This window comes from Sphingomonas sp. LM7, assembly GCF_002002925.1.
In the GTDB taxonomy this organism is placed as follows: Bacteria; Pseudomonadota; Alphaproteobacteria; order Sphingomonadales; family Sphingomonadaceae; genus Sphingomonas.
Genome location: NZ_CP019511.1, coordinates 656,817 through 676,003 on the forward strand (window position 1 = coordinate 656,817; position 19,187 = coordinate 676,003).

Here is a 19,187-nt window from a genome sequence, read left to right on the forward strand (position 1 = left end):
TCGGATTTTCCCACCCGGCCTAGTGATGCCCTGGCTTCTCCGCCGGCAGGATCAGGAAATTCTGCATCATTCCCGTGTCTTCGTGCGGGAGGATATGGCAGTGGAAGACGGTCTTTCCCGGCCAGCCGATGAAGCGCATCCGCACCACGACGACGCTGTCCTTCGCCACCCAGACCGTGTCCATGAACGTGCCGGGCGGCTGCGCGACGCCGTTGATCGAGATCAGCTCGAACGAGATTTCGTGAATGTGGAAGGGATGGCCCTCGGTGCCGCCGTGATGGGCGCCTTCGACGACGAGATGCCATTCCTCGGTGTCGCCCAGCCGGACGACGGTCGGCACCGCCTGCTCGCCATACTGCATGTTGTTGATGAAGAAATCGATGCCGACCACCGGGTTGGCGACGCCCGGAAACGCACCGCCGAACTCGATCGTGCGGATCGCCTTGATCTCGGACGGCTTGATCAGCGGATAATAGCGCGCGGCGGGCGGCAGCTTGGTCGGCAGCGCCATGTTGGTCGGCGTGCCGACGACTTCGATCTCGGCGATCACCTTTTGCGGGCTGGCGAGGAACTGCTGCGACTGGGCGAGCTGGAGGATGCGATAGATGCCCGGCTTGGCCGATCCCTTGATCAGGAATTCGGCGCGGTTGGCGGGGGAGAGCATCACCTGGCCGGTGCCGTCGGCCCCGTAAGGCGCAATCGTGCGCACCGCGTCGAAATTGATCCCGTCGAGCGCGATCAGATGCAAGTCGTGACCCTCGACCAGGATCGGCATGAGATTGTCCGAACAGCCGTTGAGCACGCGGAAACGTACGACCTCGCCCGGACGCATCTTGATGCGCTGCGGCTTGAGCTGCGTCGGCGTGGGCGCAGTCGGATTGGCGTTGTCGTGCACTTCCTTGAAGAAGGGCTCGCCGTTCATCAGGTAATAGCGCAGCGCATAGTCGCCGGTGGTGAAGCCGCCCTTCAATTTGGTCGGTTCGGCCTGCCCCGTCTTGGGATCGTAGATCGTGACGTTGCCGCCGAAGGTCTGCCAGATCGCGTTCTGTCTGGGTTCGTAGGTCCACAGCTTGGGATCGGTCTCGCTGGGGAACAGGCCGATGTCCTGGATCACCAGCGGAATGTCGCGCGCGGCCTTGATCTCGGGCACTTCGTCGATCTTGCCGCGCACGATGATCGGGCCGGCCATCCCGGTGACGACCTGCACCGCCGTCGAGCCATGGTGGTGCGGGTGATACCAGTACAGCCCGGGCGGGTGATCGTCGGGAATCTCGAAAACATATTCGAGTTGCTCGCCCGGCTCGATGCCGATCATCGGCGCGAGCGGATCGCTGGTGCCCAGCGGCTCGAACAGATGCGGGATGACATCCATGCCGTGGACATGGAGGTTGGTGCTGTCGAGCTTGTGCGGGACGTTGTGATCGCCGTTCCAGGCGCGTGAATCGTAGCGCGGAAGCTCGTTCCGCAGTCGGATCCGCATCGTGTCGCCGGGGCGGGTGGTGATCAGCGGGCCGGGCACCTGGCCGTTATAGGCGCGCAGCCGCACCCGGTTGCCGTCGAGGATCGCCTCCTTGAAGCCGCAGCGCAGCTCGAAGAACTCGCCGCCGGCTTTGGCCTGTTTTGCCTGGCTGGGCGCGACTGCCGCGGTCGAGACCGCTGCCGCCGTGACCCCTTTGAGGAGGTCACGGCGCGATACGGGGCCGGGCATCAGCTGGGATCCTTGCAGGGCTTGGGCGCCTTGGACGTCGCGAACTGGCCATATTCCTGATACGCCACTTCGAGCTGGAGCGAGGTGTCGAGCGACATCGCATTGGGATATTTCCCGCCCGGGAAGCTCTGCGGCGGGCGCGTCGTCTGGAAATAGGCGGCGTTGTCCAGGGAATAGGCCGTGCACAGCCCGTCGAACCCGAACGAGGGCGGCGCATTGGTCCCCATCACCGAAAGCGACCCCGGCTTCGCGGCATAGGCGCTGGCGTGGCACGACATGCACGAGGATTGCGGATTATCGACCGGACCGGCGAGACGGCCCTGGCAGCCCATGTGCTGGAAAATGTCCATCTTGGGGTTCGCGACCGATTGCTGGAGCGGCTGACTGTCGCGCTTGGGCACCGCAGGGAAGGTCCACGGATCGGCGCCCCATTGCACGCCGAGCGGCATCAGCCGGTCCCAGAAGGTCGCGCCCTTGATCGTGCCGTTATAGGCATAGGTGCCGTAGACCCAGCCGCTCGGCGAGCGCGGATCGGTGACCGCGACGTCGATCTGGACGATGCGCGAGACCTGGACCTCGCGCTTGCACATATATTCCTTGGTATTGGGGTTCTGGACATGGCGGTTGACGCGCCATTCGGGCGATCCGGCGAGGAACGGCACGCAATCGACCGGCGCGTTGGTGGTGAGCACCTTGACCACTGCGGTGCCGACCGGGAAGGGCAGGCCGTCGGGCATCGGCGAGCCCATGTAATCGACCACCTTCGGCACGCCGTCCTTGGGGATCGCCTTGCCGATCGCATAGCCGCCATGCGGATTGTAATAGCCGACCGACCAGGTCTCGAACCCGCGCGGGTAGCGCTGCTTGCAGGCCGTGGTCATGTGCGGAAGGAAGTGCGCGGCGCCGATCGAGTCCGCGTCCGCCGGGAGCGGCTTGCCGTCGGGACCGACCAGATCCTCGAGCTCGGCAGTGCGCTCGTTGGTGGTGCCGTGGCGGAACTCGCGGCCGACACTGGGGTCGAACGCCATCCACGGCACGTTGAACCAGCGCGTGCTGCCGCCGACATCGACCAGGAAGCCGACTTCGTCGCGCAGATTGGGATCCTGTCCCTGGCGGACATAGCGCAGGATCGAGCCGATATAGTCGGCCCATTTGCCCTGGGTCCACGCGTGCGGCGATTCCTTGGGCGGGAAATTGGCGTCGAAGCTCACCGGGATCTTGAGCCAGTCGCACTCCGCGCACGCCCCGGGCATCGCCTTGGGATAATCGTCGCTGAGCTTGAAGATGCGGCCGGGGTTGGGCGGCGGCGTATCGGCCGAATCGCGGAAGGCGAACTGCGCGGCGGGCGAATTGCCGCCACCCTGCGCCTCGGCCTGCTTGCACCCGGTGGTGCCGATCGCGACGAGCCCGAACAAGGCTGCGAGACCCGTCGCCCGGATCGCCGGGCCCCGAAACGCATTCCCCATGGTCACCCCCTGTGGTTGCGTCACGCCGATCTGGCGAGGCGCGTGGTCACATAGTCGTAGAAGCCGGGTTGGTCGGCGAAGCTGAGATAGAGGTTGTGCGAGGGCCGATCGGCCTCGGGCGGCGCGGGCTGTAACCAGCCCTGCTCGAAGCCCCATTGGACGACCTGGAGCGGCGTCTGGCGGGGCGCCGAATAGAGTTCGGGCGCGTCGAGCCACACCGTCGAAGTGACGTTCCACATGTCGTAGAAGGGCTCTTCCGAGACGAGGTCGTACGCCTCGTACGCGAATTGCGAGAAGCTGTGCTCGGCACCCTGCGCCTGGAGCGTCGCCATCAGTTCCTTGGTGACCGCGGCGGTGTCGGTGATGTCGAGCGGGAACACCGCGACCTCGCCGAAGCGCGCCAGCGCCTCGTCCGCGGCGAACGGATCCCAGAACACGTTCCACTCGGCATGTTTGTTGGCGACTTCCGCGGGGATCGTCGACGGATCGAGATTGCCCTTTACGTCCAGCGCACCGCCCATCCAGACGATCTGGCCGACGCCCTGCGCCAGTTCGGGCCGCGCGGCGAGCACATCGGTGAGCGGGGTGAAGCCGGTGGTCAGCAATATGGTCAGCGGCGTGCCGGTGTCGATCGCAGCCTGCAGCATGTCGGCGAGCAGATCGTCGCCCGAGGGCGGCGGGGTCGGCACATTGGACGTGAAGGGCGCGAGGATCGGAATTGCTCCGAGCCGGATGCAATCGCCGCGATAGGGCCAGGGAAACGGGTTCCAGCCGCGCGCCTTGCTGAGGCCCAGCGGCAGATCCGGGCGCCCCATGAACTGGTTGACCCGCGACGCCACTTCGATGCCCGGTTCGGGCACGCAATCGGCATTGGCGATGATCACGCCCTTCAAGTCGAATTGCGGCATGGATTCGATGAGAAGCGTCGCGATGAAATCGTCGATGGCGGCATCATGGATGAAGACCAATGGCGTCATCGTATCGGCGGATACCCGCCCAATCGGAGCATCGGTCATGTCATTTCCCCCAGACACGGCAATAAATCCCCGAGTCGTCCGAATGCTATGCCAGTTGGCATGTCTGTGCAACTTGCATGGGTAAATATCGTGGCAAGAACGATCCGCTAGTTATTGATCCCGCAGAAGCGATCCGCAGAATACATGTCCGGATTGAATATTAAAGCAAATATCGATGCGAAAGCAGGGAAATAGGTCCGGATCGCATCGGTTCGCGATTTCCGGCATGATGTGCCGTACTTCGTGGCTCCAGCTGCTTGTCCGCACGGTGCTTGCGGGCAAGCGCATTGCGTCATCCGATCGACTGGCGATTCCGGCTGTCACATTGGCGAAACAAGTCATCGCTTGACACCGGCGCCGCGGACGGGCGTTGAGGCGGGGCTATGGCAAAATCGGCAACCGACCTGATGCAGGAGATCCTGTTCTCCACCGTCCTCGATTCGATCGTGGCGCTGAAGGACGCATCCAACGGGCTTCCCAACCCGCTGCTGCGCGAGCTCAACAGCATCCACCCCAACACCACTTTCGCCGATCTGCCCAAGGAAGTGCAGGCGTCGATCGCCACCAATGTGCGCTCGGCGTTCACCCGGCTGCTCAAGGAAGGCTATTCGGTCGCGCCCCAGGGTGCCGAGCCGCGGCGCGCGCCGCCGGCTGCCGCGCCGGTGCATCGCCCGCGTGGCGGCGGCGGCGAGCGCCGGCCGCCGCGCAGCGGCGGACCCGGACCGAACCGCGGCCCCGGCAGCAAGCCGCCGCGCCGGCCATCCTGATCGGCTAGCTCGGCTCGCGTCCCAGCGCGGCGCCGATGTCGCGCGCCGCTTGCAGGACTTGCGGCGCGATCTCGCGCATTCGTGAACTGTCGAGATACTGCATCGGGCTGGCGACGCTGAGCGCCGCGACGATCGTCCCGGAAGCGTCTCGAACCGGCGCCGCGACCGAGCGGATCGTATCGTCGCTGGTGCTGTGATGGAGCACCACCCCGGCGGCGACATGCGCGCGCATCTCGTCGATGGCGGCGGCGCCGTCGTCCTGTTCGGGCCGGGCGAGCATGAACAGCCGGGCCCAGGCCGCGGGGGTGTCGTCGAACATCAGCGCCTTGCCGAGCCCGGTATCGGCGAGCGCGCGCCGGGTGCCCGGCCGGGTCGCCACTTCGATGCGCTGGCGGCCCATCGAGCGATGGAGATGGAGCGCCATGTCGCCGTCGCGCGCGCCGACAAAGACGCAGAGTCCGATCGCCTCGCACAGCGTGTCCGCGCCGGCACGGGCCAGATCGAGCATGTCGATCTGTTCGCGGGCGATGAAGCCGAGCCGGACCAGCTTGGGACCGAGTGCAAGCCGGCCGCGCGGTAGCTTTTTGAGGAAGCCGCGGTCGATCAGCGCCGTGGCCAGCCGCTGGGTGGTCGGGAAGGTCAGTTCGAGCCGGTCGGATACTTCGGCGATGCGCAGCGGCTCGCCGCTCAGCTGCTCGAGGATGTCGAGGCCGCGCAGCAGCGTCTGACTGCCGGCGCGCTCGCGCGGTGCGACCGCGGCGGGATCGGCGTCGCTCATCCGCCGCACGATTCGCGCACTATCAGCTCGGTCGGGAGGCGCTTGCTCTCCTGGTGTTCGTCCTTGTCCATGATTCGCGATACCAGCAGCCTCCCCGCTGCGAAGGTGTCCTGGCGGACAGTGCTCAGCGTCGGCGTGCTCAATCGGCTGAGCAGCATGTCGTCATAGCCGACCACCGATACGTCCTGCGGCACCGACTTGCCGCCGCGGCGCAGCGCCTGGATGGCGCCGAGTGCGATCAGGTCGCTCGCCGCGACGATGCCGTCGAACGCGACGCCGCGCTTGAGCAGGCCGCTGACCGCCGAAAAGGCCGATTCGAGTTCGAACTCCACCGACACGATCAGCTCGGGATCGGCGTCGAAGGCGCTTTCGGCGAGCGCCTCCAGATAGCCGCGGCGGCGCTGCATCGCCTCGGGATCGCTACCGCCGATAAACAGGATGCGCCGCCGGCCGAGCCGGGCAAGGTGTCGCGTCGCGCGGCTTCCGCCGAGCAGATTGTCCGATCCGATCGAGCAATAAAGCTGCCCCGGCAGTTGCGCGCCCCACACCACGAAGCGCGCATTGGTCTCGGCCAGGCGGTTGAACTCGTCGTGGAGCATCGACTGGCCGAGGAAGATCACCCCGTCGGCGCGGCTGGTGGTGGTGGTGGCGACCAGATCGTCGAAGCTGGTAGGCGCGGTGTGGCTGACGGTGAAGTCGCAGTCGCGCTCGCGCGCCGCCTCGCCGATATTGGCGAGCAGCTCGAGGAAGAAGGGATGCGACAGCGGCAGCGGGCGGCCGCGCATCACCGGCGTGACGATCGCGATCGATCCGACTGCGCCGATCGGCCCGGCGGGCATCGTCGGCTTGAACGGGTAATCATGGTCGCGCGCCAGCGCCCAGACGCGCTGCTTGGTCCGCGTGCTGATCAGCGGATGATCGTTGAGCGCGCGCGACACCGTCGACACCGACACGCCGGCCAGCGTCGCGAGATCCTGCAGGGTGGTATTGTTATTGCTATTGCTACCCATCGGACCCAAGCTGACGGCAACGCCGAAGACGGCCCTAGTAGCGCATCGAGAGGGGTACTTTGCAAGCGATCAAGCGGCGATCGGCGCGGGCCGGGCGTTCGGGTCGCGCGTCTCCCTCGCGGCCGGCGGCCTGGCATTTGTGGAACATGTGCGTCGGCCTGTTCGGCGTGCAGATCGTCTGGGGTCTCCAGAACGTCAACACCAGCCGCATCTTCCAGACGCTCGGCGCGGATGTCGATGAGCTCGCCTTGCTGTGGATTGCCGCGCCGATCACCGGGCTGCTCGTCCAGCCGGTGGTCGGGCATCTGAGCGATCGGACCTGGGGGAGGCTGGGGCGGCGGCGGCCCTATATCCTTGCAGGTGGCTTGCTGACGGCGCTGGCATTGCTGGCGATGCCGAGCGTGACGACCCTGTGGTCGGCCTGCGTCATGCTGTGGGTACTCACGGCATCGATCAACATCGCGATGGAGCCGTTCCGCGCGCTCGTCGCGGATACCTTGCCCGAGCCGCAGCGCACCTCGGCGTTCGCGCTGCAGGTGTTCTTCATCGGCGCGGGCGCGGTGTTCGCCTCCGCGTTGCCCTGGATGCTGACCAACTGGTTCGGCGTGGGGGGCGGGGCCGACACCGTCACCGCGGCCTATGCGGTCGGCGCCGTCGTGCTGGTGGTGACGGTGGGCTGGTCGGTGGCGACTACGCCCGAGCGGCCGCCCGGGCAGCTCGCCTCCGGACGTGCCGATGTCGCGCATCCCGAGGTGCCGACCGCCAGCGGCGCCGCGGCGCTCGCCAGGAGCGGCGTCGCCTGGACACTGGGAGGCGCGCTGCTCGCCGCTTTCACCGCGGCGCTGCAGCCGCCGCGCGAGCTGTACCTGATGGCGGGGATTGCCGCGGTGTTCGGGCTGCTCCAGCTTGCGGCGGTGGCGCTGCGCCGGCGCGGGCGGACGTCGATCGGCATGGTAGTGATCGTCGAGGATATCCTCCACATGCCGCCGGTGCTCAAGCGGCTGGCGCTCGTCCAGTTCTTCACATGGTTCGGGATGTTCGCGCTCTGGGTCTATGCGATCCCCGCGGTGGCCGCGCTCGATCCGGCCGCGCGCGATCCGTCCTCCGCCGCCTATGGGCGCAGCGCCGACTGGGTCGGCATGCTGTTCGCGGAGTATAACGCAGTCGCGGCGCTCGTCGCGCTGCTGCTTCCCGCCGTCGCGCGGCGCGTGGGCCGGCGTGCATGTCATGCGATCTGCCTTGCCGGCGGGGCGCTGGGGCTGCTCGGCTTCGCGACCTTCGACCGGTCCGCCGAGCTTTGGCTGCCGGCGATCGGGATCGGCGTGGCCTGGGCGGCGATCCTGTCGCTGCCCTATGCGATGCTGTCGGACGGCGTGCCGGCGCGCAAGATGGGCGTGTATATGGGCATCCACAACATCTTCATCGTGCTGCCCCAGCTGATCGCCGCAGCGACGCTCGGCGCACTGGTACGCGTGCCGTTCGGCGGCGCGCCGGGCGGAGCGCTGACCATCGCGGCAATAGCGCTGGCGATCGGAGCTTGCCTGGCACTGACCATCCCGAGGGCGCGCGCCAAATAATGCAAACTTGCATAATCCGTCGCAATGTAGAACCGCCGGCTACGCCATAGTAAGAGCGAAAAAGCCTCTTGCGCTGTGTGCAAAATTACGCAATCTTGTGCAACGGGACCAAGGCGGCGCCAAGCCGTGCCCGAAACGCATCCGCGCAAAAGCGGAGCCACAGGGGAGGTATGCATGACCGATTTCAATTCTACGCGCCGGTTTCGTGCGCTGCGGAGCGGTGTCTCGCTTTGCGCGCTGATCGCGATCGGCGTCGCTTCGGCGGCGCAGGCGCAGGCGCAGACTGCCGACGCGCAGGCACAAAGCGCGACCGACTCCGATGCGCAGGATTCCGGCCCCGACATCGTCGTGGTCGGCGTGCGCGCCGCGCTCGACACGTCGCAGAACATCAAGAAGAACGCCGACACCTTCGTCGACTCGATCACTGCGACCGATATCGGCGCCTTCCCCGACAAGTCCGCCGCCGAGGCGCTGCAGCGCGTACCGGGCATCACCGTCAGCCGGCTCCAGTCGGCCGACGACAGCACGCATCCTTCGGGCGAGCCGACCGGCGTGCTGATCCGCGGCCTCACCCAGGTGCGTACCGAGTTCAACGGCCGCGACAGCTTCTCGGCGGATTCGGCGCGCGGGCTCCAGTTCAACGACGTCTCGCCCGAGCTTCTCGCCGGAGTCGACGCCTACAAGAACCAGACCGCCGAGATGATCGAGGGCGGCCTCGCCGGCACCGTCAACCTGCGCACCCGGGTGCCGTTCGACCAGAACGGCCTGCTCGTCACCGGCAATTTCAAGATGAACTACGGCGATCGCTCAGATCGCTGGACTCCCGAATTCTCGGGACTGATCAGCAATGTCTTCGAGACGCCGATCGGCCGTTTCGGCCTGCTCGCCAGCTATGCCGAGAGCAAGGTCGTGACGCGCACCGAGAGCGTGATCATGGACAAGATCAACACCTATTGCAGCGCCGGTTTCGGCACCGCGACGGCGGGCACGGTCAATGCGGACGGCAGCATCGCCTGCACCGCCAATCCGTTCGGCGGCACCGGCTTCGCGATGGCGCCCGACGGCGTCCGCTATTCGGAAGTCGATTACGACCGCAAGCGCCGCGGCATCGCGCTCGCCGCGCAATATGAGAACAACAGCGGCTCGGTCCGCGCGACGCTGCAATATGTCGACTCGCATTACCGCAATGCCTGGTTCGAGCGCGCCAGCCACGCCAAGCTGGAAGGCGGCTATTTCGGCACCCCCGCGTTCAATCCGCGCACCGGCACCGTCCTCGGCCCGGCCGACGGCAGCGGTGCGCTGGTGTTCGGGGCCAACGGCATGCTCCAGTCGGGCGTGCTGACTCAGGGCCATGGCAGCTTCAGCGGGACCTGGGAGAGCACCCAGGCGGCGATCAACGCCGGATCGGCGATCCCCGGCGTGCCCTTCGTCAACAATTGCGCCGCGCCGTCGGTCTGCACCACGCTGCGCGACGGCCTGTATCTCGAGAACGAGGCGCGCAACTTCGCGCACCGCGAGGGCACCCGCGATTTTTCGGGCAATCTCAAATGGGATATCTCGGAGCGGCTGCACGCCAATTTCGACGCGCAGTATATCGACGCGTCGACCTACAATAACGACATCCTCGTCGCCTCGGGCACGATGGCGAACTTCCAGTACAGCACCAACGAAGACGGAACCCCTCAGATCGCATTGCTGCCGGGCTCGAACGTGAATTACGCGTCGGGCGGGCTGACCAACGCCCATAATTACTGGATCCCGTTCATCCAGGGCCATGTCGAGGACAATGACGCGACCGAAGTCGCGCTGCGCACCGATCTTGAATATGAATTCGGCGAGGGCGGCTGGTTCAATTCGATCAAGGCCGGCGTGCGCTATGCCGATCGCAAGCAGAATGTCCGCTATTCGACCTTTAACTGGACTCCGATCGCGGCGCCCTGGTTCTGCAACGGCCCGGGCTTCAACGCCGACAACACCAGCGGCGGCGCCTATCCCAGCAACACCGGCAATTGCGGCGGCAACGCCGGGCGAGCGCCGTTCAAGGGCTATGGCGCGGGGATCTGGGAATCCTATGCGATGGACGGCTTCTATGACGGGAAGGTCTTCCCCAACGGACCGCTGGTCTTCCTCAACCGCGATACGCTCAAGGACTTCAACAAGCTGATCGGCTCGCTGGGCGGCGCCGCGACCAACTCGCCGGTCCCGCCGGGCTACACCGCGATCTGCGACCGGCCCGAGGCGACGGTGGACGACTGCTTCACCCCGGGCGAAGTGCTCAAGGTGCGCGAGCAGACCGAGGCGGCATATCTGATGCTGCGCTTCGGCGGCGACGACAAGACGATCGGCGGGATGAGCGTCGTCGGCAATGTTGGCCTGCGCGTGGTCAAGACGCGCGAGACCAGCGAAGGCAGCGTCGCCTTCCCGGCGAGCAACATCTTTGCCAATCTCCAGCCCTGCGGCACGCCGCTCAGCGGCAACAGCATCGTCAATCCCGCCTGCTATCTGACTCCGGCGATCCAGGCGTTCGCCAACAATGCGGCGCTGGCCGACACCTACAAGGCATCGAGCACCGAATGGCTGCCGAGCTTCAACGTGCGGCTGGGGCTCGACGACAAGAACTTCGTCCGCTTCGCCTATTCGCGGGCGATGTCGCGGCCCGACATCGGCTTCCTGCGCAACAGCGTCGCGATCAACGCGCCGATCATCAACACCTCGCCGGACTCGCCGTACATCGTCTATAATTCGCCGACCGCGGCGCACACTGCGGCGAACGTCACGGGCTACAATTTCGTGTTCCAGGCCAATGCCGGCAATCCGGCGCTCCAGCCGATCACCGCCGACCAGTTCGACTTGTCGTTCGAGCATTATTTCGGGCGGAGCAGCTCGTTCACGCTCACCGGCTTTTACAAGAAGCTCAACGGCAGCATCAGCTTCGGCGAGATGGCACGGACCTTCACCAACAACGGCTCGACTCAGACCGTCGAGATTTTGGGGCCGAGCAACGCCGAGGACGGCGGCAAGCTGATGGGCGCCGAAGTCGCGTTCCAGTCCTTCTTCGACTTCCTGCCCGGGCTGCTGAGCGGGCTCGGCACCCAGCTCAACTACACCTATGTCCACCAGTCGGACATCAACAACTCGAACCTGCTCAACGCATCTTCCAGCGCCAATCTGGGTGCAGTCGGGGCGGGGCAGCCGGCGCTCGGCGGCACCGGATCGGTGATCGACTCGCACCAGCTTGCCGGCATCTCGAAGCACACGTTCAACGCAGTCGCGCTGTACGAGAAGGGGCCGGTCGGCTTCCGCGTCGCATACAACTGGCGCTCGCGCTACCTGACCCAGAATCTCGACTGCTGCATCGGCCTGCCGGTGTTCCAGAAGGCGGCGGGCTATCTCGATGGATCGCTGCGCTTCTCGGTCAATCGCTTCCTCGAATTGTCGCTCGATGCGTCGAACCTGCTCAACACCAAGAGCGTGTACCAGCAGCAGATCTTCGGGGACTCGCCGGCAACGCCGAATGCGGCGCCGGTCTACATGGACTCCGCCTGGAGCCGCGTCGATCGCCGCTTCCAGTTCGGCGTGCGCGCCAAGTTCTGAGACCCTTCCTCGCGCCGCTGCCAAACCCCGGCGGCGGCGCGGTTTTTTCGGGTTCGAAGAACTCCGGATGCCGCACGTCCGGATCGATATCGCAAAGGATCTTCCATGTATTTCCGCCTCGCCGCCGTATCGCTCGCCGTCCTTGCCCAAGGCATCGCCGCGGCCGAAGCGCGCGAATGCGTGCAGTCGCCGGCCAAGGTGATCGAGCTGTGCGTCGACGTGCAGGACGGCAAGGCGACCTACGACGTCCGCCGCGCGGGCAAGCCGGTGCTGGCGCCGGGCGAACTCGGGCTGAGCTTCGAGGGCGAACCGACGGCACGCTTCGCCACGCTGGCCAATCCGCGCCGCAGTGTAGTCGATACCAGCTGGGAACAGCCTTGGGGCGAGCAGCGGGTGATCCGCGACCGCCACAACGCGCTGACTGTCACGATCGGCGGCGATACCCCGCTCAACCGCGCAGTGGACGTCACCTTCCGCGTCTTCGACGACGGGTTCGGGCTGCGCTACGGCTATGCCGGGCTCGCGGCGGGGCAGGCGGTGAAGGTGACTGCCGACCTTACCCAGTTTCGCCCGGTCGGAGCGCAACAGGCCTGGTGGTATCAGGCGCTCGGGCAAGAGCGTGACGAATATCTCTACACCCAGACCGACGCGCGCCGCATTACCCTGGCCGAGACGCCGCTTACGCTCAAGGGCGACAATGGCGTCTACCTGTCGTTCCACGAAGCGGCACTGGTCGATTTCCCCAGCATGCTGCTCGCAGGCAACGGCACGGGCACGCTCACCGCATCGCTGATGCCCCGGCCGGACGGCACCGCGGCGCACAAGATCGGCCCCTTCACCACGCCGTGGCGTACCGTATTGATCGGCGACAGCGCCGGCGCGCTTGCCGACAGCCGCATCGAACTCAACCTCAACGAGCCCAACAAGCTGGGTGACGTCGCGTGGTTCAAGCCGGGCAAATATGTCGGCATCTGGTGGGAGATGCATCTCAACCACTCGACCTGGGGCAGCGGCTATCGCCACGGCGCCAACACCGACAACGTCAAACGCTATATCGATTTCGCGGCGAAGAGCGGATTCGGCGGCGTGCTGGTCGAGGGCTGGAACCAGGGCTGGGACGGCGACTGGATCGCCAATGGCGACAAGTTCAGCTTCACCAAAGCCTATCCCGATTTCGACGCGCCGGCGCTGGCCGCCTATGCGCGCGGCAGGGGCGTCGCGCTGATCGGCCATAACGAGACCGGCGGCGGCGTGGAGAATTATGCCGCGCAGCTCGAGGACGCGATGGCGTTCTACGAAGGGCTCGGCGTGCATGTGGTCAAGACCGGTTATGTCCGCCATAGCGGCGACATTGCCGATGGCGCGGGCGGCAAGCAGTGGTTCGCGGGGCAATATATGGTCCGCCACCACCAGCGCGTCGCCGAAGTCGCCGCGAAGCACCGCATCGCGATCGACGCGCACGAGCCGGTCAAGGATACCGGGCTGCGCCGCACGTGGCCCAACATGGTCAGCCGTGAGGGCGCGCGGGGGCAGGAGTTCAACGCCTGGGGCAATCCCACCAATCCGCCCGAGCACCTCGCCATCCTGCCGTTCACGCGGATGCTTGCCGGGCCGATGGACTACACCCCGGGCATCTTCGATCTCGCCCATGGCAAGACCGAACTGACGCGCCGCGTCCAGTCGACGCTGGCGACCCAGCTTGCCGAATATGTCGTGCTCTATTCGCCGGTGCAGATGGCCGCCGACCTGCCCGAGAATTACGAGGCGCGGCCCGACGCCTTCCAGTTCATCAAGGACGTGCCCACCGACTGGGAGCACTCCCGTACGCTGCAGGGCGAGATCGGTGATTTCGTCGTGGTCGCGCGGCAGGAGCGCGGCGGCGCCGACTGGTATCTCGGCGCGATTACCGACGAGGAGGCGCGCACGCTGCGCCAGTCCTTGTCCTTCCTGAGCAAGGGCATGCGCTATGAAGCGCAGATCTACGCCGACGGGGCAGGGGCCGACTACCGCACCAACCCCCAGGCCTATCGCATCGAGAAGCGCGTGGTGACGCGCGAAGACGTCCTCGATCTGGCGCTTGCCCCCGGCGGCGGGACGGCGATCCGGTTCAAGGCGCTGCGCTAAGGCCAGTTAATTCCCCTCTCTTGCAGGGAGGGGAGTCCGGAGAGGGAAGCAATCACTCCGATCCTCTGCTAAGCACTGAATCAACGGGGGTGCGCAGCCAGCAATGTCTGGTTCGGCGTTTCCGCGCGTCTTTAGTGCAGAAGGAGCCCGAGCCGGCAATGTCGAGCCTAATCGAGATGTTGGCCAGGGCGAGGCGAGCCGTGCTGCGGCGCGGGGTCTCGGAAGAGGATGCGGACGAGTTGGTGCAGGATGCTTTCCTGAAGGTCGAGCAATATGAGCGGACGCACGCTGCGCGCTCGCGCGAGGCGTTGCTCGTCACCGCCGCAGTCAATTTGTCGATCGACCGCAGCCGTCGCCGTGCCCGCGCGCCCTTCGTCGACATCGACGATTTCCATGCGATCGCCGACGCCACGCCCGATCCCTCGCAGATCGTCGAGCAGCAGGCGCGGCTGCGCCATGCCGCCGAGGGACTGACCCAGCTTCCCGAGCGCACCCGGCGCATCCTGCTCAAGCGGCGGCTTGAGGATATGAGCTATGCCGAGATCGCCGCGTCGGAGGACATGTCGGTCGCCGCGGTGGAAAAGCAGGTCGCGCGCGCCACGCTTCAGCTGATGAAGTGGATGGCGGAATGGTGAGCCCCGATCCGCTGCTCCGCAGGGACGTCGATGCCGAGGCTGCCGCGTGGCTGGCGCGGCTGCAGGATTCGGATCGCAGCGCCGCCACCGAAACCGCGTTCAAGGCATGGGCCCACGCCGATCCCGCCAACGAGGAAGCGTTCGAGCGCGCTACCGAGATCTGGGCGATGATCCCGGGTGCGATGCTGTGCGCCGATGCGCCGGTGTCGGCACCCGTGCCGCTTCCGGTCCGGCGCAGCTCGGGCCTGCGCGTCACGGCGTTCGCGCTAGCCGCGTCGCTGCTGCTGATCGTGGGAGCGGGCAGCGGCTGGTGGCTGTTCGCGCGGCCGATCGACTATGCCACGCGCATCGGCGAGCAGAAGGTCGCGACGCTGGAGGACGGCAGCCGCGTCGCGCTCAACACCGATACCGAGATCGACGTCGCTTTCGAAAAGGACGTGCGCCGCGTCACGCTGGAGCGCGGCGAGGCGATGTTCGAAGTCGCACCCAATCCGGATCGTCCGTTCATCGTCCGTGCCGGCGACAAGCTGGTCAAGGCGATCGGCACCAGCTTCATCGTCCGCCGCGAGGGCAGCGGCGTCGTGGTGACGCTGATCCAGGGCAAGGTGTCGGTCAGCGACGTTTCGGCGGGGGCCGCGCGTCCGACTTTGCTCGCGGCGGGCGAGCGGCTTACTGCCGCCGGCCCCAACGCCACCCCGCTGATCGACCAGCCGGCGCTGGACGCGGCGACCGCCTGGCGCCGGGGGCAGGCGATGTTCAGCGATGCGCCGCTCGCCGCTGCGGTCGTCGAGCTCAACCGCTATGGCGGCCCGCGCATCACGATCGACGATCCGCACCTCGCCTCGCTGCGCGTGTCGGGCGTATTCGCAACCAACGACACCGCCGAATTCGCCAATGCCGTTGCCGCCCTGCATGGGCTTCGTGTCCAGAAAACCGGCGACGAACTGCATTTATTGCGCTGAGCGCTCGGCAGGTGACATTTTTGTTTCCCGCCCGTGTCGGTTTCGCACTGCAGCATCGTCTACTCCTGTGAGGGGTCGCAAATCCTCGCGGTCCCGAACGGGGGGAATCGAATGGTATCGAAGGTTACGCTTTCGGCGTTTGCCGCAACGGCATGCGTGGTTGCCGGTCCTGTGGGCGCGCATGCCCAGGCCCGCTATTCCTTCGACCTGCCCGTCCAGCCGCTCGACAAGTCGCTCCGCGCCGTCGCCTCGCGCACCGGCTCGAACATCGTGTTCGCGGACGATGCGGTACGCGGAAAGTCCGCGCCGGCGCTGCGCGGCGATTTCGACACCAAGACCGCCTATCGCCAGCTGCTCGCGGGATCGGGCCTGACGCTCAGCGTCACGAGCGGGGGCTCGTACGTCGTCAATCGTCCGCACACGCAGGGGAGCAGCGGCGACACCGGCGCGATCCTTGGCCATGTCGCCGAGGCCGATGGCAGCCGCAACGTCGCCGGCGCGCTGGTCCGCATCGTCGAGACCGGCCAGACCACCCGCGCCGACGATCTCGGCAACTTCCGGTTTCCGAGCGTCCCCGCAGGCAGCTACACCCTGGAGATCTCGTTCCTCGGCTTTCCGACCCTGGTCCAGACCATCGACGTGACCAGCGGCAGCGACGCATCGGTCGAGCTCGCCATGGGCGACGGCGCGAGCGAGATCGTCGTCTATGGCTCGCGCAGCGCCCGCGCCAACGCGCTCAACCTCCAGCGCACCGCGTCGAACAATTCGGACGTGATCTCCGCCGACGATCTCGGCAATTTCACCGGCACCACCTTTGCGGACGCGCTGCGCCGCACTGCGGGCGTCTCGTTCCAGCGGGACAGCGTGACCGGCGACGGCACCAACGTCATCGTCCGCGGGCTCGATCCCGACATGAACAGCGTCAAGTTGAACGGCCTGCAGCTGCCGGTGGGCAACGGCACCGGCCGTTCGGCCGATCTCAGCAATCTGCTGGCGGATTCGGTCAGCCGGATCACGATCAGCAAGAGCCTGCTCCCCAGCCAGGACAGCGCCGGCACCGGCGGACTGATCGAAATCGAGACGCTGTCGCCGCTCAACCGCCCGCGCCGCTACGCCAATTTCCAGCTCGAAGGCGGCTTGAGCGGCAAGGACTTCAGCAAGGACCTGCTCGCCTCGGGCACGATCGCCGGCCGCTTCGGCGCGCAGGACAATTTCGGCATCAGCGCCTCGGTTCAGTACCGCCGCAATGCGGTGCGCAACGTCTCGTACAACACGGTGACCCGGTTCGGCGCGTTCCTGCCCAATGCCGCGAACGGCACGCCGACGCTGACCACTGCGGAGGGCGTCGACCCGCGCGCGACCTTTCCCTTCGTCGCCGGGGACGACGACGCCTATGTCCTCCAGCTGGAGACCAGCTTCAATCATGTGAAGCAGACCACGCTGGCGGCGACCGTATCGGCCGAGTGGCAGGTCGCCGACCACACCAACTGGAAGTTCGATTTCCAGCATGCCGAGGCAGACCGCACCACTTATGACATGAAGGATACGTTCGGCGCGCTGAGCAAATATTCGGATATCCCTGGCGGCGACGCGATCTCGGCGCTGAACCTCAGCCTGGCGCCGGGCAATGCGGCCCTGCAGCGCTACCAGGCCTATCACTATGATCCGAACGCCAAGACGATCACTGATACCTACAGCTTCAACGGCAAGACGACGGCGGGCAAGCTCACCTTCGTCTATCTCGCCGGCTATGCGCATGGCAGCGAGCGCCACGATCGCAACGCCACGCTCGACATGCGCACGCCCGCTCTCGACGCGACCGCGGCCTATTTCCAGCCCGGCGCCACCGATGCGTCGCTCGGCTATATCGTCGGTGCCTTTGGTCGGCGCAGCGGCGATGCCATCCCGATCCCGCTGCTCACCGGTGCCGGCTGGGCGCTGATCAACGATCCCTCGCTCTACACGATCACCACCGGCACCGGTCAGATCGACACGAGCACCGGCAGCAACGACCGTTATACCGGCGACGTCAGCCTGCGCTGGGACGTCGGCGCCGGCCCGCTTACCTATATCCAGGTCGGTGCGCGGTACGAGCGGGCCGAGTTCAAGAGCAACAACGAGCGCGTTCAGTTCGGCGGCAACGCGTCGCTACAGGCGCTTGGCCTGCCTTTCTCGCCGACCGATCTCACCCGCGTAGGCGTCACCGGTGCGAACTTCACTGCGCTGAGCGAGAAGACGTTCATCAACTTCCTCGACAATATCGGCGATTATCCCGCGGTGGTCCTGTCACCGATCGTGCCGGCGATCGGGCAGGACGAGCAGGGCACGCGCGAGGACAATTACGCCGCCTATGTCCAGACCAGCCTGCAGTTCGGCAAGCTCGAGCTGGTCGGCGGCGTGCGCTACAATCGCACCGATCTGCGCGCCTCCAACCTGCTCTTCCCCACCTATATCGGCCCGATCCTGCCGGCGAACGGCGGCGGCTTCGGCGTCGACCTGGCTTTCCAGAACCAGTTCAGCAAACTGGTGACCGAGACGGCGAAGTCCGAGGACTTCCTGCCGCGCGTGCTGTTCAATTTTCGCCAGAGCGACAATCTGATCTTCCGTGGCGGCTATTTCCTGTCGGTCGCGCGGCCGCAGATCACCAATTTGTCGAACCAGACGCGGATCACCTTCATCAATATCCCGATCCCCGGCCCGAACGGCGTGCAGCCGATTCTCCAGCTCAACTCGGGCAATCCGAACCTGAAGCAGGCGACGACGCACAATTTCGATCTTAGCGCCGAATATTATCACAAGATCGGCATCATCAAGCTCGGCGGCTTCTACAAGCGGATCAACAATTTGCTTCAGGCCAACGAGACCAACGGCCCCGCCAGCCTCGCCAATGTGACGCTGCCCGACAGCCCCTATTTCCAGGGCCCGCCCTATTTCGATCCGACGAATCCGCAGAACTTCTTCATCAACGGCGGCGCGCCGATCAACAGCGAGCACCCCGCGACGATCTGGGGCATCGAGGGCCGGTTCGAGCGTCAGTTCGATTTCCTGCCCGGCGCGCTGAGCGGCTTGGGCGTGATCGCCAATTATACCTACACCAAGAGCAGCCGCTGGCAGCGGTACAGCTGGGCCGCGGCCCCGGCGGGCCAAAGCAACCTCTATGAATTCTCCGGCCTGCCGTTCAACCAGCAGCCCGAGCATTCGGGCACGGTCGCGCTGAACTACAACAAGTTCGGTTTCGACGGCACGCTGGCCTACAGCTTCCAGTCGCAGACGCTGAACAATTTCATCCCGCGCGGGCTCTCGGTCTATGACAAGGGCGTCCAGACGCTCGATCTGCGTGCCGAATATTATGTCGATCCCAGGACCCGCAACTACCGGATCTATTTCGAGGCATCGGACTTGCTCAAGGGTACGCAGACGCCCGACGTCCAGCAGCTGATCGCCGGCTATTACACCCGCGCGACCTATCTCGGCGGCCGCAAGTTCAAGATCGGCGCCTCAGTCACCTTCTGAAGAACGCAAGCATAGTCATTGCCGGCTCCAGCCCTTG

At 65.9% G+C, this 19,187-nt stretch carries 12 protein-coding genes; 7 read left to right on the plus strand and 5 right to left on the minus strand.

The features are described 5' to 3' along the window. Positions 1-19: 19 nt before the first annotated feature. Genes BXU08_RS03135 through BXU08_RS03145 form a run of 3 tightly spaced genes read right to left on the minus strand, consistent with a single transcriptional unit; the run spans position 20 to position 4,190 of the window. A complete protein-coding gene (locus BXU08_RS03135; protein ID WP_077508704.1) occupies positions 20-1,708 on the minus strand; it encodes a multicopper oxidase family protein in 1,689 nt (562 codons plus the stop codon). Continuing rightward, positions 1,708-3,174 (minus strand): hypothetical protein, encoded by a 1,467-nt coding sequence (locus BXU08_RS03140; protein ID WP_077508706.1) that lies wholly within the window; start codon positions 3,172-3,174, stop codon positions 1,708-1,710. Before BXU08_RS03140 ends, BXU08_RS03135 begins: the two co-directional genes overlap by 1 nt. A 20-nt stretch (positions 3,175-3,194) precedes the next feature. Continuing rightward, positions 3,195-4,190, minus strand: coding sequence for a nucleoside hydrolase (locus BXU08_RS03145; RefSeq protein ID WP_077508708.1), 996 nt, complete (start codon positions 4,188-4,190; stop codon positions 3,195-3,197). Between the two features lie 383 nt (positions 4,191-4,573). On the opposite strand from BXU08_RS03145, the gene BXU08_RS03150 reads away from it, so the two are divergent. Continuing rightward, entirely contained in the window at positions 4,574-4,957 is a 384-nt protein-coding gene (locus BXU08_RS03150; protein ID WP_077508710.1) for a hypothetical protein, read from the plus strand. A gap of 4 nt (positions 4,958-4,961) precedes the next feature. Here the strand turns inward: BXU08_RS03150 and BXU08_RS03155 are convergent, their stop codons facing one another. Then, the gene (locus BXU08_RS03155; RefSeq protein WP_077508712.1) at positions 4,962-5,735 is read right to left on the minus strand and encodes an IclR family transcriptional regulator; all 774 of its coding nucleotides are present in this window, start codon (positions 5,733-5,735) and stop codon (positions 4,962-4,964) included. Beyond that, entirely contained in the window at positions 5,732-6,745 is a 1,014-nt protein-coding gene (locus BXU08_RS03160) for a LacI family DNA-binding transcriptional regulator (RefSeq protein ID WP_077508714.1), read from the minus strand. The genes BXU08_RS03155 and BXU08_RS03160 overlap by 4 nt, the downstream gene beginning before the upstream one ends. Before the next feature lie 59 nt (positions 6,746-6,804). On the opposite strand from BXU08_RS03160, the gene BXU08_RS03165 reads away from it, so the two are divergent. From BXU08_RS03165 to BXU08_RS03190, 6 genes are all read left to right on the plus strand, one after another. After that, a complete protein-coding gene (locus tag BXU08_RS03165) occupies positions 6,805-8,322 on the plus strand; it encodes an MFS transporter (RefSeq protein ID WP_253190490.1) in 1,518 nt (505 codons plus the stop codon). A 174-nt stretch (positions 8,323-8,496) separates the two neighbouring features. After that, complete coding sequence (locus BXU08_RS03170; protein ID WP_077508718.1) at positions 8,497-11,916, plus strand: TonB-dependent receptor; 3,420 nt, start codon at positions 8,497-8,499, stop codon at positions 11,914-11,916. A 105-nt stretch (positions 11,917-12,021) separates the two neighbouring features. After that, positions 12,022-14,040: a glycoside hydrolase family 97 protein gene (locus BXU08_RS03175; protein WP_077508720.1), complete on the plus strand. Its 2,019-nt coding sequence runs from the start codon at positions 12,022-12,024 to the stop codon at positions 14,038-14,040. A gap of 158 nt (positions 14,041-14,198) precedes the next feature. Then, positions 14,199-14,675: an RNA polymerase sigma factor gene (locus BXU08_RS03180; protein ID WP_077508722.1), complete on the plus strand. Its 477-nt coding sequence runs from the start codon at positions 14,199-14,201 to the stop codon at positions 14,673-14,675. Next, positions 14,669-15,637, plus strand: a complete 969-nt coding sequence (locus tag BXU08_RS03185; RefSeq protein WP_077508724.1) for a FecR family protein — start codon at positions 14,669-14,671, stop codon at positions 15,635-15,637. Before BXU08_RS03180 ends, BXU08_RS03185 begins: the two co-directional genes overlap by 7 nt. 111 nt (positions 15,638-15,748) lie before the next feature. Next, entirely contained in the window at positions 15,749-19,150 is a 3,402-nt protein-coding gene (locus tag BXU08_RS03190; RefSeq protein ID WP_077508726.1) for a TonB-dependent receptor, read from the plus strand. Positions 19,151-19,187: the final 37 nt, after the last annotated feature.

Bases quoted from the DNA above. Each gene is read 5' to 3' on its own strand.
- BXU08_RS03185 (WP_077508724.1), top strand. From the start codon at position 14,669: ATGGTGAGCCCCGATCCGCTGCTCCGCAGGGACGTCGATGCCGAGGCT.
- BXU08_RS03145 (WP_077508708.1), bottom strand. From the start codon at position 4,190: ATGACCGATGCTCCGATTGGGCGGGTATCCGCCGATACGATGACGCCA.
- BXU08_RS03155 (WP_077508712.1), bottom strand. From the start codon at position 5,735: ATGAGCGACGCCGATCCCGCCGCGGTCGCACCGCGCGAGCGCGCCGGC.
- BXU08_RS03170 (WP_077508718.1), top strand. From the start codon at position 8,497: ATGACCGATTTCAATTCTACGCGCCGGTTTCGTGCGCTGCGGAGCGGT.
- BXU08_RS03150 (WP_077508710.1), top strand. From the start codon at position 4,574: ATGGCAAAATCGGCAACCGACCTGATGCAGGAGATCCTGTTCTCCACC.
- BXU08_RS03180 (WP_077508722.1), top strand. From the start codon at position 14,199: ATGTCGAGCCTAATCGAGATGTTGGCCAGGGCGAGGCGAGCCGTGCTG.
- BXU08_RS03160 (WP_077508714.1), bottom strand. From the start codon at position 6,745: ATGGGTAGCAATAGCAATAACAATACCACCCTGCAGGATCTCGCGACG.
- BXU08_RS03140 (WP_077508706.1), bottom strand. From the start codon at position 3,174: ATGGGGAATGCGTTTCGGGGCCCGGCGATCCGGGCGACGGGTCTCGCA.
- BXU08_RS03135 (WP_077508704.1), bottom strand. From the start codon at position 1,708: ATGCCCGGCCCCGTATCGCGCCGTGACCTCCTCAAAGGGGTCACGGCG.
- BXU08_RS03175 (WP_077508720.1), top strand. From the start codon at position 12,022: ATGTATTTCCGCCTCGCCGCCGTATCGCTCGCCGTCCTTGCCCAAGGC.
- BXU08_RS03190 (WP_077508726.1), top strand. From the start codon at position 15,749: ATGGTATCGAAGGTTACGCTTTCGGCGTTTGCCGCAACGGCATGCGTG.